14 protein-coding genes and 1 pseudogene are annotated in these 14381 nt (G+C 71.8%); 10 read left to right on the plus strand and 5 right to left on the minus strand.

Annotated features, from left to right (window positions below; all coding sequences use genetic code 11):
• Positions 1 to 8: 8 nt before the first annotated feature.
• Positions 9 to 260, minus strand: a complete 252-nt coding sequence (locus SACE_RS40205) for a uracil-DNA glycosylase family protein (protein ID WP_009946736.1) — start codon at positions 258 to 260, stop codon at positions 9 to 11.
• A 79-nt stretch (positions 261 to 339) separates the two neighbouring features.
• Positions 340 to 672, minus strand: a pseudogene (locus SACE_RS40210) (uracil-DNA glycosylase family protein); the annotation flags it as partial.
• A 252-nt stretch (positions 673 to 924) separates the two neighbouring features.
• On the opposite strand from SACE_RS40210, the gene SACE_RS20330 reads away from it, so the two are divergent.
• The 10 genes from SACE_RS20330 to SACE_RS20375 all read left to right on the plus strand — a co-directional run bounded on the left by SACE_RS20330 (position 925) and on the right by SACE_RS20375 (position 9647).
• Complete coding sequence (locus tag SACE_RS20330) at positions 925 to 2106, plus strand: GAF domain-containing sensor histidine kinase (protein WP_231849707.1); 1182 nt, start codon at positions 925 to 927, stop codon at positions 2104 to 2106.
• Entirely contained in the window at positions 2100 to 2732 is a 633-nt protein-coding gene (locus tag SACE_RS20335) for a response regulator (RefSeq protein ID WP_009946731.1), read from the plus strand. The genes SACE_RS20330 and SACE_RS20335 overlap by 7 nt, the downstream gene beginning before the upstream one ends.
• A gap of 496 nt (positions 2733 to 3228) precedes the next feature.
• Complete coding sequence (locus SACE_RS20340) at positions 3229 to 3696, plus strand: SRPBCC family protein (protein ID WP_029621616.1); 468 nt, start codon at positions 3229 to 3231, stop codon at positions 3694 to 3696.
• Between the two features lie 365 nt (positions 3697 to 4061).
• Complete coding sequence (locus SACE_RS20345) at positions 4062 to 4403, plus strand: STAS domain-containing protein (protein WP_009946729.1); 342 nt, start codon at positions 4062 to 4064, stop codon at positions 4401 to 4403.
• 131 nt (positions 4404 to 4534) lie between these two features.
• Positions 4535 to 4984, plus strand: a complete 450-nt coding sequence (locus SACE_RS20350; RefSeq protein WP_009946728.1) for an ATP-binding protein — start codon at positions 4535 to 4537, stop codon at positions 4982 to 4984.
• Between the two features lie 263 nt (positions 4985 to 5247).
• Positions 5248 to 5667: an ATP-binding protein gene (locus SACE_RS20355; RefSeq protein ID WP_011874273.1), complete on the plus strand. Its 420-nt coding sequence runs from the start codon at positions 5248 to 5250 to the stop codon at positions 5665 to 5667.
• Positions 5664 to 6470 carry a SigB/SigF/SigG family RNA polymerase sigma factor gene (locus SACE_RS20360; RefSeq protein WP_009946725.1) on the plus strand — a complete coding sequence of 269 codons (807 nt, stop codon included), beginning with the start codon at positions 5664 to 5666 and terminating at the stop codon, positions 6468 to 6470. The genes SACE_RS20355 and SACE_RS20360 overlap by 4 nt, the downstream gene beginning before the upstream one ends.
• A 403-nt stretch (positions 6471 to 6873) precedes the next feature.
• Positions 6874 to 8202 (plus strand): PP2C family protein-serine/threonine phosphatase, encoded by a 1329-nt coding sequence (locus SACE_RS20365; RefSeq protein ID WP_231849708.1) that lies wholly within the window; start codon positions 6874 to 6876, stop codon positions 8200 to 8202.
• A 126-nt stretch (positions 8203 to 8328) separates the two neighbouring features.
• Positions 8329 to 8706, plus strand: coding sequence for an STAS domain-containing protein (locus SACE_RS20370; protein ID WP_009946723.1), 378 nt, complete (start codon positions 8329 to 8331; stop codon positions 8704 to 8706).
• Entirely contained in the window at positions 8703 to 9647 is a 945-nt protein-coding gene (locus SACE_RS20375; protein ID WP_009946722.1) for a sensor histidine kinase, read from the plus strand. Before SACE_RS20370 ends, SACE_RS20375 begins: the two co-directional genes overlap by 4 nt.
• A 45-nt stretch (positions 9648 to 9692) precedes the next feature.
• On the opposite strand, the gene SACE_RS20380 is transcribed toward SACE_RS20375, so the two are convergent.
• The 3 genes from SACE_RS20380 to SACE_RS20390 are packed head-to-tail and all read right to left on the minus strand — an operon-like array spanning position 9693 to position 14206.
• Positions 9693 to 11195: an APC family permease gene (locus tag SACE_RS20380; RefSeq protein WP_009946721.1), complete on the minus strand. Its 1503-nt coding sequence runs from the start codon at positions 11193 to 11195 to the stop codon at positions 9693 to 9695.
• 19 nt (positions 11196 to 11214) lie between these two features.
• Positions 11215 to 12726: a GMC family oxidoreductase gene (locus SACE_RS20385; protein ID WP_009946720.1), complete on the minus strand. Its 1512-nt coding sequence runs from the start codon at positions 12724 to 12726 to the stop codon at positions 11215 to 11217.
• 13 nt (positions 12727 to 12739) lie between these two features.
• The gene (locus SACE_RS20390) at positions 12740 to 14206 is read right to left on the minus strand and encodes an aldehyde dehydrogenase family protein (RefSeq protein ID WP_011874274.1); all 1467 of its coding nucleotides are present in this window, start codon (positions 14204 to 14206) and stop codon (positions 12740 to 12742) included.
• Between the last annotated feature and the right edge of the window lie 175 nt (positions 14207 to 14381).

Here is a 14381-nt window from a genome sequence, read left to right on the forward strand (position 1 = left end):
GTGACCGGTCACGACCCCAGCGCCGCGGCCACGACCTCCAGGTCCGAGAGCAGGCCCCGGTACGCCTCACGGCGGTCCGGCGCCCGCACCACCGCCGAGGGGTGGGTGGTGGCCAGCAACGATGCCGGGCGCGGTTCCACGCCGGCGATCTCGGGGAAGTCCAGCAGCACACCGCGTTCCTTGCTGATGCGGAAGTCGCTGCCCATCAGCGCCTGCGCCGCGGTGGCGCCCAGGCACACGACGATCTCCGGCCGCACCACCCGCAGCTCGGCGACCCCCCCACGGCCGGCACGCGCGCATCTGGGCGGTGCTCGGCTTCCTGTGGATCCGGCGCTTGCCGCGCTCCTGGGGCACGAACTTGAAGTGCTTGACGGCGTTGGTCAGGTAGGCGTCGTCGCGCTCGATGCCCGCCTCCGCGAGCGCGAGGTCGAGCAGCCCGCCCGCCGGGCCGACGAACGGCTCGCCCTCGATGTCCTCGCGGTCCCCGGGCTGCTCGCCGACGAACAGCACCCGGGCTCGCGAGGGCCCGGACCCGAAGACCGTCTGAGTGGCCGACTTGTAGAGGTCGCAGCCCCGGCAGTCCCGCGCCGCGTCGCGCAGCGCGCGCAGACCGCCCCGGGAGGGCACGAACGGTTCGGCCGTCGACTCAGAGACCTGCACTTCCGCCTCCACAACGTGCTACGGGCCAGCCGCCGGTGAGCGTGTTCACCCACCCGGTTACCCATTCGCCCGCGCCGAAACAGAACGGTTGCTGCCCGGGAACCGAGATCTCGGCGAGCCGCGACCTGCCGCCCCTGTGCGGGCGCGGCGAGACGGTTCGCCGGACGCCGCCGGTAGGATTCCGCTCCGGCGATCGGCCGCAGGCCCGCTGGACCGCCGGGTGATCGGCGCGACATCGCGGGTGCGCCGACGCCGTGCACAGTGGTGGTCGAAACGTCTGGGGTCGAGGTGGGGCAAGGACACCGCGCGAGCGAGGAGCGGGCCGCGGAGCAGGGCGTCCGGTTCGACGAGCTCCTCGACGAGCACTCCCAGGTGCTCAACCTGCTCGACGACACGGTCGCCCTGCGCGGGCTCGCCCAGCGGATCCGCCACGAGTGCGGCGCGCACATCGGCCTGGCCGGTCCGGTGGAGTCCGAGCAGTTGCTGGTGCTGCGGCAGTGGAACGGCACGTGGGCCGACGGGCTGCACGACCTGCACGTGCCGATGGGGCTGGGCCTGGGCGGCCTGTCCTTCGCCGAGCTGCGGCCGGTCTGGGTGGACGACTACTGCGCCTCCGAGCTGATCACGCACGACTTCGACCGGCCGATCTCGGCCGACGGCATCCGGACGATGCTGGCGGTGCCCATGGTGCGGGCCGGACGGGTGCACGGCGTGGTCTACGCGGCGATGCGCGAGATCACCGACTTCGGGGGCAGGCGGCTCGACGCCGCGGTGAACGTCGCCAACAGCGGCGGACTGGCCCTGCAGACCGCCGATGCGGCGCGGCGCCAGCGCGAGACGGCCGCGGCCGCCGAGCGGCGCCGGATCGCCTCTGCGCTGCACGACTCGGTCGGCGCCCAGCTGTTCCGGATCGGCGCCGAACTGCGCGACCTGCGCACGCACGCCGAAGACGGCAGCACCGCGCTGCTGGACCGCCTGGTGTCGCTGGAGAACCAGATCGCCGAGACCGCCTCGGCATTCCGCGAGTCGGTGCACGCCCTCGACCACGACGAACCCTCCGGCGGGCTGGCGGCCACCCTGTCCGGCGACTGCGCGGCGTTCCAGCGCCGCACCGGGGTCACGGCGCAGGCCGTGGAGATCGGCACCACGCCCGACTGCGGCCCGCACCGCACGCGGGTGCTGGTCGCGGCGGCGCGCGAGGCGCTGCTCAACGTCGAGAAGCACGCCGCCGCGCATTCGGTGCTGATCAGCGTGATCGCGCTCGACGACGGCGTCACCGTGTCCGTGGCCGACGACGGCAACGGCTGGAACGACCACGCGGCGGCGGGCAACGGCATCGGGCTGCGGTCGACCGCCGACCGCGTCGAGGAGGTCGGCGGAACAATGTCCGTGGTGACCAATGAGGACGGTGGTCTGACCGTGCGCATCTGGGTTCCGCTGTGGTGAGCGAGGACATCCGGCTCGTGGTCGTCGACGACCACCCCGTCGTCACCGACGGAGTCCGCCTGCTGCTGCGCGACGACCCCGCGATCCGCGTGGTCGGCAGCGCCGCCGACGCCGCCACCGCGGTGCGGCTGGTCGGCCGGGCGCAGCCGCACGTCGTCCTGCTCGACCTGCGGCTGCCGGACGCGATGGCCAGCGAGATCGTGGCTCCGCTGCGCGAGGCCGCCCCCGCCGCGCGCATCCTGGTGTTCACCGCCTACCGGGACCACGCGGCGCTGCAGGCGACGCTGGACGCGGGCGTCGACGGCTGCCTGCTCAAGGACGCGGGCGCGACCGACCTGGTCTCGGCCGTGCACCAGGCCGCGCACGGCATCCCGATCTTCGATCCGCGGGTCGGCGAGCGGGCCGCGCCCCGGATGCGCTCGCGCCTGCACGACACCGGACTCACCCAGCGCGAGTACGACGTGCTGCGCCACGCCGCCGCGGGGCGGACCAACCCGGAGATCGCCGACCAGCTGGGCCTGACCCGGCACACGGTCACCGGCTACCTGCGCAACGCGATGCGAAAGCTGAACGCGCGCAACCGGATCGAGCTCATCGCCAAGGCCGCGCAGTCCGGGTTGCTGTAGCGGGCCGGGGCTTCGGCGCAGCCCCCACATCTGGGGGGTCACGTTGTGCGAACTACGTCTCACACGAGACTTCGCACACCCGACGATCCGCGCCTTTGCGCACTTCGGGGACGGTCCGCCCGATCCGCCCAGCGTTCGGCGCGGGTCGGCGGGCGCCGAGAGTGATCATCCATGAACAAGACACCCAACCTGCTGATCGTGCTCGTCGCCGGAGTCATCGCCGTCGGACTGCTGCTCGCCGCCGTGTCCCTCGGCTGAAGGCGGCCACGGGTGGACGAGCGGCGGCCACGAACGCGCGGCTCGTCCACCCGTACCGCCTTCCGGGAGGGCAAGTCGGCGACGAGGGCGGGATTCGCTCCTCCTGCATCCGTCCACTCCGGACTTCCGAGCACCCACCGTGGTCGCTCGTTGACCCGGAAGCGGCAACGGGCGCGTAAACCGCGCGCCAACCGGGTATCACGAGAGCTGACGGCGCAAGCGATCATAGGGAGGACCTGTGACTTTGCACGCGAAGTCGGTGGACGTGGCCCGTCCCGTGGACACCGTCTACAACCAGTGGACGCAATTCGCCGAGTTCCCGAGGTTCATGGAGGGCGTGGAAAGCGTCCAGCAGCTCACCGACACGCGCACGCACTGGGTGGTCTCCGTCGGCGGGGTCCGGCGGGAGTTCGACGCGGTGATCACCGAGCAGCATCCCGACGAGCGCGTGGCGTGGCGCTCCACCACCGGGCCGAAGCACTCCGGCGTGGTCACCGTGCACCGCCTCGACGACGAACGAACCCGCGTGCACCTGCAGTGGGAGTTCGAGCCCGAAGGCGCGGTCGAGAAGACCGGCGAGGCCACCGGGGCCATCAGCACGCGTTTGCAGGACGACCTGGAGCGCTTCAAGGAGTTCGTGGAGTCCCGCGGGCAGGAGACCGGTCAGTGGCGCGGTGACGTGTCCGCACCGCCGCAGCAGCATTAGTCGACCGAACTGTGACCAACGCCGCCCCGCGGCACGTGCACACCCTTTGATCAGGAGTTTCCCGTGTCCCACGCCGTGATCCCCGCACCGTGCGGGCCGAGGACCGCGTTTTCGGCTCGCGAGAGGGGTTTGAGCTCGCGGCCGACGGGAAACGATCAGTGCAGGGCGATGGTTTCGCGCCCCGTGGTGGTTGGCCGGTGGGCCCCGCGGTTGCGGTCGGCAAGGGCGGGGCCCACTGCGTCGTGCCCACCTTTGCCAGCCCGTCTGACCTGCGAGGACGAGGGTCCGGAGACCCTTGCGGAATATGAGATAGTACGGCCGTGACTTCGTTCGATTCGTCTGTGCACGCTGATGATGTCGATCCCGTGGACACTGCGGTGCAGGTGTCCACATCCGTGGGATGGCGGGAGAAGGTGGCGGTCCTGTCGGTGTCGGGAGACGTCGACATGGTGACCGCGCCGCAGGTCGAGCAGGACCTCGCGGCCCTGCTGGAGCAGCAGCCCGAGGTCCTCGTGGTGGACCTCACCGAGGTCGGCTTCTTCGCCTCGGCCGGGCTCACCGCCCTGGTGGCCGCCTACAAGCAGGCCGAAGGGCGCACCGGCCTGCGGGTGGTCGCCACGAGCTCGGCGACCGTGCGCCCGCTGAAGGTGACCGCGCTCGACCGCAAGATCCCGGTGTTCGACTCGGTCGAGGCCGCCCTGGCCTGACATCGGCGGTACGCCGCAGGCCGACCGACTACCGAGTTCGCCGCCGGCCGCGCCGGCGGGCCCGGCGCGACGGGGCGCGACGCGCGAACCCGAGAACGTAGTTGTGGCCCAGCAGCGAAATGAGTGAACCCATGAACATCGACGGGCCCGCACCAGGCGCGCCCGCGGACCCGGCTGACCTGCACTGCGCCGGGGTACCGGCGGAACCGCGGCAGCTGTCGCGGCTGCGTCACCGGTTGGTGCAGTGGGCGGCACGGACCGCGCTCAGCGCAGACCAGTCCGAAGCACTGGTGTTGGCGACCTACGAGGCGTTGGCCAACACCGCCGCGCACGCCTACCCCGACGGGACGGGCGTGGTGGACCTGCGCGCGAGCTACCAGCCCGACTCGCGGTCGGTGGAGGTGACGGTGACCGATCACGGCCAGTGGCGGCCGCCGCCGGAGGAGCGCGACGGGCTCGGCGGGCGAGGCCTGGTGCTCATCCGGAACATGACCGACCACACCGCCGTCGACTCCGGCCCCGCGGGTACGCGGGTGACCATGCGCTGGAACCTCGAGCGCGCGACGGCTCCGACCGTCTGATCCCGGCCGTTCGGGCAGACGCGGGCGGATTCCGTCCCCCGCGACGGGCTTCACGCGATCCGACCAGTTCGCCGCCGACCGGCATGCAGCACCGGTCGGCGGCTCAACGGCTTTCCACGCCCTTCCCGAGTTGCGCATCTCACACCCGTGGAATTCCCGCCATCGCGTGGTTTGGCCCCCGCTGATGCGGGGTAAGGGTCAGCCGTGGATCAAGTGACGTACGTGCCGTGGTCGAGAGGCGCTGAGTGATGGTGGAGCAACAGATGGTCGATGGCCAGCCCGGAGCGGCCGTGTCCAACGCGGTGGAGATCCGGGTGGCCGCGCAGCCGGGACCGCTGGCGGTGATGCGCGCGGTCGCCGGTGACCTCGCCATCCGCGCGGACTTCGACGTCGACGCCATCGCCGACGTGCGGCTGGCGGTGGACGAGGCGTGCGCGACGCTCATCGCGCTCGCGATGCCGGGAACGTGGCTGACCTGCCGGTTCCGCACCGAGCACGACCGGCTCGTGTTCACCGCCGAGGTGGTCAGCGAGCACGCCGCCGCCCCGCGCACCGACACCTTCGGCTGGCGGGTCCTCACCGCGCTGGCCGACGAGATCAGCAGTGCCCACGACCCGGCGGGTGACGGCACCCACGTGGTGCGCGTCGAGCTCGCGAAGTCACGGGCGGAGGTACCCGGGTGAGCAGCGCCAGGACCGGTTCGCGCAACGAGTACGAGGACCTGGAGCCGCTGTTCGCCGAACTGGCCGAGCTGGACGAGCAGGACGGCCGCTACCAGGCGCTGCGGGACCGGCTGGTCACCGAGCACCTGCCGGTCGCCGAGCACATCGCGCGCAGGTTCCGCCACCGCGGTGAGACCCACGACGACCTGGTGCAGGTCGCCACGCTGGGGCTGATCAAGGCGGTGGACCGGTTCGACCCCGGACGCGGCGTGGGCTTCATGTCCTACGCCGTGCCCACGATCATGGGCGAGGTGCGCAGGCACTTCCGCGACGCCGGCTGGTCGGTGCGCATGCCGCGCCGCATGCAGGAGCTGCACCTGTCGGTCTCCGCCGGGATCTCGGCGCTCTCCCAGGAGCTCGGTCGCGCGCCGACGCCCAGCGAGCTCGCCGCCCACCTCAAGCTCAGCGTCGACGACGTGCAGCAGGGCCTGGAGGCGGGCAACGCCTACCGCAGCGCGTCGCTGGACGACCTGCTCACCGGTACCGACGACGTGCCGCTGGGCGAGGCCATCGGCTTCGACGACTCCGAGCTCGCCGAGGTCGAGGATCGCGAGACCATCCGGCCGCTGCTGGCCGAGCTGCCCGAGCGGGAGCGGCGGATCCTGGTGATGCGCTTCTTCCGCGGCATGACCCAGACCGAGATCGCCGAGCAGGTCGGCGTCTCCCAGATGCACGTCTCGCGGTTGCTGACGCGCACGCTGAGCTGGCTGCGCGAACGACTCGACGGCGGGCCCACCGACGGGGGCGGCGACCCTATCGAGTGACAGCCGCGGCACACGACTGACTTCGTCCGGACAGCGAGCCGGTGCCTCGAAGGCACGCGGCGGCGGATACGCGCGGTGCGTACGCCTCATGCGACGCATCGCGTGTATTCCCGTGCGCGCAACGGGTTTCTCCATGCGCGCTGCCTCGGTGCGCCCGGAATCCTGCTCACTCCAACGGATCGGCGACTGCCGCACACCTCGGATGTCGTGATATACACCGTTGGTCAGCAGTCCGGGGCGGGCGAATCCGACCACCGACTGACCTGACGTGACCGGGACAGCGGGTGCGGCCGGTTGGCACGCCGCGCGGCGCGTCGTCCGGCACGCTCGGCGCCCCTCAGCACACCGGGCCCCGACCGAGGCCCGGTGGCGGTGGGGCGAGCGTGAGGAAGGAACGCACGTGGTGGTCGCCGACCATGCACCACATACCGATGACGACGCCCGCATCGAGCGGGCGCGACTGGCCGCGCTGGCCCGCTACGACGTCCTCGACGACGAGCCGGTCGGCTCCCTGGACCGCGTCGCCCGGCTGGCCGCCCGGCTGCTCGACGCGCCGATCGCGACCGTCACGCTGGTCGACGACGAGCGGATCTGGTTCAAGGCAGGCCACGGCTCGCGACGTCTCACCCACACCGGCCGGGAACCGGGCCTGGCGGCCTCGGCGATCGGCCAGGACGAGCCCTACGTGGTGCGCGACGCGCTGAACGATCCGCGGACCGCCCGGCACCCGCTGGTGACCGGCGAGCCGGGCGTCCGCTTCTACGCGGCGGCGCCGATCACGACCCTGGACGGCTACCGCCTCGGCACGGTCGACGTCTACGACACCCGCCCGCGCGACATCGGCGCACGGGATCTGGAGGCGCTGAGCGACCTGGCGGGGGTGGTGATCGACGAGCTGGAACTGCGGCTGTCGGCGCTGACCACGGTGCGCGCCGAGCGCAGCAGGCGCCAGGCCAGCGATCGGACCCGCGAGACGATGGAGGGCTTCGCGGCCACCCTGCAGCGCACGTTGCTGCCCCCGTCGCTGCCAAAGGTTCCGGGGCTGGAGCTGGCGTGCCACTACCACGCCGCATCCCCGCAGAACGTCACCGGCGACTTCTACGACGTCTTCTTCCTCGGCGACGGCAGGTGGGCGTTCTTCCTCGGCGACGTCTCCGGGCACGGCGCGTCGGCCGCGTCGGTGACGTCGCTGACCCGCTACACGTTGCGCGCCGCGGCCCTGCACCACACCGATCCCGCGGCCGCGCTCGCCGAGCTCAACACCGCCCTGCTGATCGACCCGCACGTGCGGCAGCAGTGCACGGTGCTGTTCGGGCAGCTGCGTACGACGCCGGAGGACGGGTTCGACGTCACGCTGGCCGCGGGCGGCCACCCGCCCGCCCTCAAGCTCGGTCCGGGCCCCGGCGTCGTGGAGCCCATCTGCCCGGACGGCGGCATGCTCGCCGGCGCGTTCCCCGACGCCGAGTTCGCCACCTGCCGGACTCACCTGCGACCGGGGCAGACCCTGCTGCTCTACACCGACGGGCTCACCGAGGCGCGCCCGGGCGGGAAGTTCTTCGGCGAGGACGGGCTGGCCGACTTCTGCGCCGACCGCAGCGAGGCCGGCGCGGTGCGGCTCATCGGTGAGCTGACCTCGCTGATCGGTGGTTTCCGCCCGCCGCCCGCCGACGACGTCGCGCTGCTCGCCCTGCACGCGCCGCACGCCGGAACCAGCGGTGCACCAGCGACCTGAGCGGGGAGTTTGGCGCGTCCCGCGGTGCGCGGCCGGTCGGCTCCCCGGGTCGACCGGAGCGACGGCCGGCTGTGTTATACCTGGACGGGCCATCCGGAGCACACCCGGCGCAAGTGGGGAGAAACCGTGTCGGCCGAGCCCACCGCGGAAACCGGACGCAACGACGGCGACGAGCCCGGCGCCCAGGCGCTGCGCCTGCGCGAACTGGCTGATCCGCCCGCCGGTCTCAGAGTGGCCGGCGAGGTCGACATGACCACCCACGCGCACTGGAACCGCGCGCTGCGGCACGTGGTGGGCGGTGGCAGCGGGGACGTGCACCTGGACCTGGCCGAGCTGGTCTTCATCGACGCCCGCGGCACGGCTCTGGTGGTCGACGCCGCGCGCAGCCTGGCATCGGGGCGGCGGTTCGTGCTGCACCGCCCGCCGAGCTGCCTGCGCCGCATCCTGACGGCGCTGTGGCCGACGGGGGTGCCGACGATCTCCCTGCGGGAGGAGGCGAGATGAGCACGGCCACCGGGGACGTCAGAACGGACGAGCGGTTCGCCCATCCCGCCCTCTTCTACTCCGGCCGCGACGAGTACCTGGCAGGCACCCTGCCGTTCATCGAAGAAGGGCTGCGCGACGGCGACCCGGTCGCGGTGGCGGTTCCCGGCCCCAACCTGGCGCTGCTGCGCGACGCGCTGGGCGCCGCTGGTGAGCGGGTCGAGATGCTGGACATGACCGAGGCCGGGCGCAACCCCGGCCGCATCATCCCCGGCGTGCTGCGGCCCTTCGCCGACGACCACCCCGGCAGGCACGTCCGCATCGTCGGGGAGCCCGTCTGGCCGGGGCGATCGGAGTCCGAGTACCCGGCGTGCGTCCAGCACGAGGCGCTCATCAACCTGGCCTTCGCCGGGCGGGCGGCGACCATCCTGTGCCCCTACGACGCCGACAACCTCACCCCCGAGGTGCTCGCCGACGCCTGCGCCTCCCACCCGATGCTCATCGGCCCGGACGGGCGGCGTCCCAGCGACCGCTACGACCCGCACCGGATCGTCGAGACCTACAACCTGCCGCTGCCCGAACCGCCCGCGACGCAGGCGCGCACAGTCGACGCGTCCAACCTCGGCGAGATCCGCCGGTGGGTCACCGATCGCGCGAAGGATCTGGGGCTGAGCGGGGAAAGGCTGGGCGACCTGGAGCTGGCCGCCACCGAACTGGCGACCAACAGCGTCGCGCACGGCGGCGGGACAGGCGTCGTCGCCCTGTGGCCGCAGGACGGCGACCTGGTGTGCGAGGTGCGCGACTCCGGGCACATCACCGACCCGCTGGCCGGCCGCCTGCCCCCCGACGCCGAGCGGCTCGGCGGGCGCGGTCTCCTGCTCGTCAACCACCTCGCCGACCTGGTGCGCGTGTGCAGCGACGAGCTGGGCACCACCATCCGCATCCACGTGCGGCTGCCCTGAGAGCCTGCACTCCGATCCGTGAAGCGCCGCGGCCACTGTGGACGCTCAGGCACGGCCCTCCCGGCCCGGTTCCGGGCGTCGCTCGGCCGGGATGGCATCGCCCGCGGGAGCGTCGCTGCGCCCGTAGTGGTGCGTGGTGAACATGTAGACCAGCCCGACCGCCACGACCACCACTCCGCACAGCAGCACGATGTAGTTGTCGTACCACGGGGCGTCGGGCGTGCGCGGCCACGAGATGTTCACCATCGCGCCGATGCCGTAGACCAGCGCCCCGACGTTGACGATCATGCCCCAGCGGCCGAGCTGGAACTCGCCGGTGGGCTGCCACCCCTTCATCCGGGCGCGCAGGGCGGCGAGCACGACCATCTGGAACGCCAGGTAGATCCCCAGGATCGCGAACGAGACGATCTTGGTGAGGGCGTCGGTGGAGACCAGCGAACCGACCGCGAGCAGCGCCGGGACGATACCGGCCAGCAGCAGCGCGTAGGGCGGGACGTGCCGGGCGTGGGAGAACTTGCGCAGCATCTTGTAGCCGATGATCATCTCGTCGCGGGCGTAGGAGTAGGCCAACCGGCCCGCGGCGGCCTGCAGGCTGATGGTGCAGGACAGGAACGAGATCAGCACCACGCCCATCACCACCCGCGCGCCGACGGTCCCGAAGGCGCTGTTGAGCACGTTGATCAGCGGGTCGGGGTCGGCGCCGGAGATGACGGCCTGGTAGTCGGGAACGGCCAGCAGCAGCGTCAGGCAGGCGAAGGACGCCGCAGCACCACCGATGTAGATGGTGCGGCGCATGGCCTTGGGCACGTTCTTGCCCGGGTTGGGCACCTCCTCGGCGGTGTCCCCGCACGCCTCGAACCCGTAGTACTGGTAGAAGCCGATGATCCCGGCGGCCAGGAACACCGGCAGGTACGAGCCGGTCCCGGCGGTGCCGAAGTCGTCGAACAGCACACCCAGTCCGTGGTAGCGATGGGTGAACAGCAGCCAGAAGCCCACGATCAGCGCACCGATCAGCTCGGCGGAGAAGCCGATGATCGCCGCCATCGACAGCACGCGCGTCCCGGCGTAGTTGATCAACGTGGCCACCACGATCAGGCCGATGGTGCACAGCACCGTCGCCTCCACCGTCGGCCGGAAACCGAACAGCAGCGCGATGTAGGGCCCGGCGCCGTAGGCGACGCTGGTGATGGTCACCAGCAGCGCGATCAGGTACACCCAGCCCGACATCCACGCCCAGCGCCTGCCCCACAACCGGCGCGACCACGGGTAGATCCCGCCCGCCAGCGGGTACTGCGCGACGATCTCGCCGTAGACCAGCGCGACCAGGAACTGCCCGGCCCCGGCGAGCAGGAAGCTCCAGATCATCGGCGGTCCACCGGTGGCCAGCGCCAGGCCGAACAGCGTGTAGGTGCTCACCACGGGTGAGAGGTAGGTGAAGCCCAGCGAGAAGTTCGCCCACAGGCTCATGTCGCGCCGGAACTCGGAGGTGTAGCCGAGCTCGGTCAGCCTGGCGTCGTCGGTCCCACCACGGGAGTCCGAAGTGGACATCGTGGGTACCTCCCGGCTGTCAGGTCGTGATCAGGTCGACGGCTCGTTCGGCGACCATCAGCACGGCGACCATCGGGTTGATCGTGGGCAGCCGCGGGAAGACCGACGCGTCGACGACCCGCAGGCCCTCGATCCCGCGCACGTTCAGGTTCGGGTCGACCACCGCCTCCCGGGCCCGCGCCGGCCCCATCGCGCAGGTGCCCGCCGGGTGGTAGACGGTGTGCGCGGCGTGGCGGCCGTACTCCGAGAGCTCCTCGCCTCCGGTGACCTGCGGCCCCGGGGCGACCTCGCGCACCAGCCACGAGCGCAGCGGCTCGGTGGCGGCGACCTCGCGCGCGATCCGCAGGCCCTCGACGATGGTGAGCTCGTCGTGGCTGTCGGGGTCGGTGAAGTAGCCGAAGTCGAGCGCGGGTTTCTCGTCGGGATCGGCGCTGCGCAGCCACAGCCGGCCGGTGCTGCGGGCGCGCGGCACGTTCGGTGTCATGCACACGCCGTGCTCGACGGCCGGATAGCCGAGGCGTTCGGTGTTGACCGTGAACGGGATCTGGTAGAAGTGGAACATCAGGTCCGGCCGCGGGTCGGAGGTGTCGCGGCGCACGAACAGCCCGGCGTCGGAGTCCATCACCGAGTTCGGCGGCAGCGGGCCGTCGGTCTCCCACACGATCACCGACTCCGGGTGGTCGAGCAGGTTCTCGCCGACCCCCGGCAGGTCCGCGACCACCTCGATGCCGAGTTTGCGCAGTTCGTCGGCCGGTCCGAGACCGGAGAGCATCAGCAGCCGGGGCGAGTCGACGGCACCCGCGCACACCAGCACCTCGCGGTCGGCCATCACCGTCGCCGTGGAGCCGTCGGCGTGACGCACCTCCACGCCCTGCGCCCGCCCGCCGCGCACCAGCAGCCGGTAAGCCCAGGTCTCCAGCAGCAGCTCGAGGTTCGGGCGGTCGTCGAGCACCGGGTGCAGGTAGGCCACGGACGCCGACGAGCGCCGACCGGTCTCCGGGTCGTAGGCGACCGAGAAGAAACCCGCGCCGTCGTGGAAGGGCCGCGCGTTGAAGTCCTCGACGACCGGCACCCCCAACGCACTCGACGCCGCGGCGACGAAGTCGCTCGCGATGGGGTTCCGGTCCTTCTCGGCGACCGGGACGATGTTGTTGCGCAGCCGCTCCCAGTAGGGCTCCATCGTCTCGGCGTTCCAGCCGACCCGGCCCCAGTCGTCCCAGTCCTGCGGGAAGGGCTTGAAGCTGATCAGCGTGTTGTGCGACGAGCAGCCGCCCAGCACGCGAGCCCTGGAGTGCACGATGTGGGAGTTGCCGCGCGGCTGGTCGACCGTGGTGTAGCCGTAGTCCAGATCGGACTCCAGCAGGTTGATCCAGTTGCGCAGGTTCAGCACGCGCTCGTCGCCGACGTCGCTCGGACCGCCCTCGACGACGCAGACCGTGCGGTCCGGGTCGGCGCTGAGCCGCGCGGCGAGCACGCACCCCGCGGTCCCCCCACCGATGATCACGTAGTCGTAGCTCGCCTCGACCGCCACCGCCGACCTCCGTTCAGCCGCGGAACCAGCGCATCGGCTCCGGTCTGATGTTCTGGTAGATGTGCTTGGCCTCCCGGTACTCGTCCAGTCCGGACGGTCCGAGCTCGCGCCCCACGCCGGACTGTCCGAACCCGCCCCACTCCGCCTGCGGCAGGTAGGGGTGGAAGTCGTTGATCCAGATCGTGCCGTGGCGCAGCCGGTTCGCCATCCGCTGCGCCCGGCTCGCGTCGTTGGTCCACACCGCCCCGGTGAGCCCGTAGCGCGTGTCGTTGGCCAGCTCCACGGCCTCGTCCTCGGTGCGGAACCGCTCGACGGTGACGACGGGCCCGAACACCTCCTCCTGCACGACGCGCATGCCGCGCTCGCAGTCGGCGAAGACCGTGGGCAGCAGGAAGAACCCGCTCGCCAGCTTCGGATCGTCCGGCCTGCGGCCGCCGGTCACCAGCCGGGCGCCCTCGCCGCGGGCGATCTCGACGTACTTCTCCACCTTCGCCAGGTGCTCGGCCGACACCAGCGGCCCCGTCTCGCTGTCCGGATCCAGGCCGTCGCCCACCCGGATGCGCTCGGCGCGGTCGGCGAGCTCGGCGACGAACCGGTCGTGCAGCTCGTCGGCGACGATCAGCCGCGATCCCGCCGAGCACACCTGGCCGGAGTCCAGGAAAGCCGCCGCCAGGGCGTAGTCGACCGCGGTTTCGAAGTCGGCGTCGGCGCAGACGACGTTGGGGTTCTTGCCGCCGAGCTCCAGCGCGACCTTCTTGACCCCCTCGGCCGCGCTCGCCATGATCTTGCGCCCGGTGAGCAGGCCACCGGTGAAGGAGACCAGATCGACCTCGGGGTGCGAGACCATCGCCGCGCCCACGGTCGCACCGTCGCCGAGCACGAGGTTGACCACGCCCGGCGGGCCACCCGCCTCCTCCAGCAGCTCGACCATCCTTATGGTGCTGAGCGGGGTGATCTCGCTCGGCTTGAGCACGAAGGTGTTGCCCGCGGCGAGTGCGGGCGCCACCTTCCACGACGCCTGCAGCAGCGGGTAGTTCCAGGGCGCGATGAGCGAGCAGACACCCACGGGCTCGTAGACCACCCGGCTGACCGCGTCGGGACCGGCGTCGACGTTGCGGCCGGCGTCCTTGCCGGTCATGTCGGCGTAGTAGGAGAACGCCGCGGTGACGTCGTCGACGTCGATACGGGCCTCGGCGATCGTCTTGCCGGTGTCGAGCGTCTCGGCCCGGGCGATCGCCTCCTTGTCTCGCTGGAGCATCCCGGCGACCGCGCGCAGCACCTCGGCGCGCCGCTTGCTGGGGCCGAAGGCCCAGTCACCGTCGTCGAAGGCCCGCCTGGCGGCCCGCACCGCACGGTCCACGTCGGTCTCGTCGGCTTCGTCGACGGTCGTGAGCACGCTCGCGTCGAACGGGTTGATGACCTCGCGCTCGCGCCCGTTCTGGGAGGCTGTCCACCGACCGTCCACGTAAAGGCTGGGCACGCCGGACACCTACTTCCCTCAACCGGGGGTCGGATGCCGAAATGGTCCCTCAGCCGCCGGTCCGCGGCGACCCGGCAGGCGCGGACCGGCGGTCGCCGACGGGGCGGGGACGAACGCGCGACGGTGTAGCCGCGGGGAAGAACCCATGAGTCTTCCGGTCGCCACGGCAACCCGG

The sequence above is a fragment of the Saccharopolyspora erythraea NRRL 2338 genome, from assembly GCF_000062885.1.
Lineage (GTDB): Bacteria > Actinomycetota > Actinomycetes > Mycobacteriales > Pseudonocardiaceae > Saccharopolyspora_D > Saccharopolyspora_D erythraea.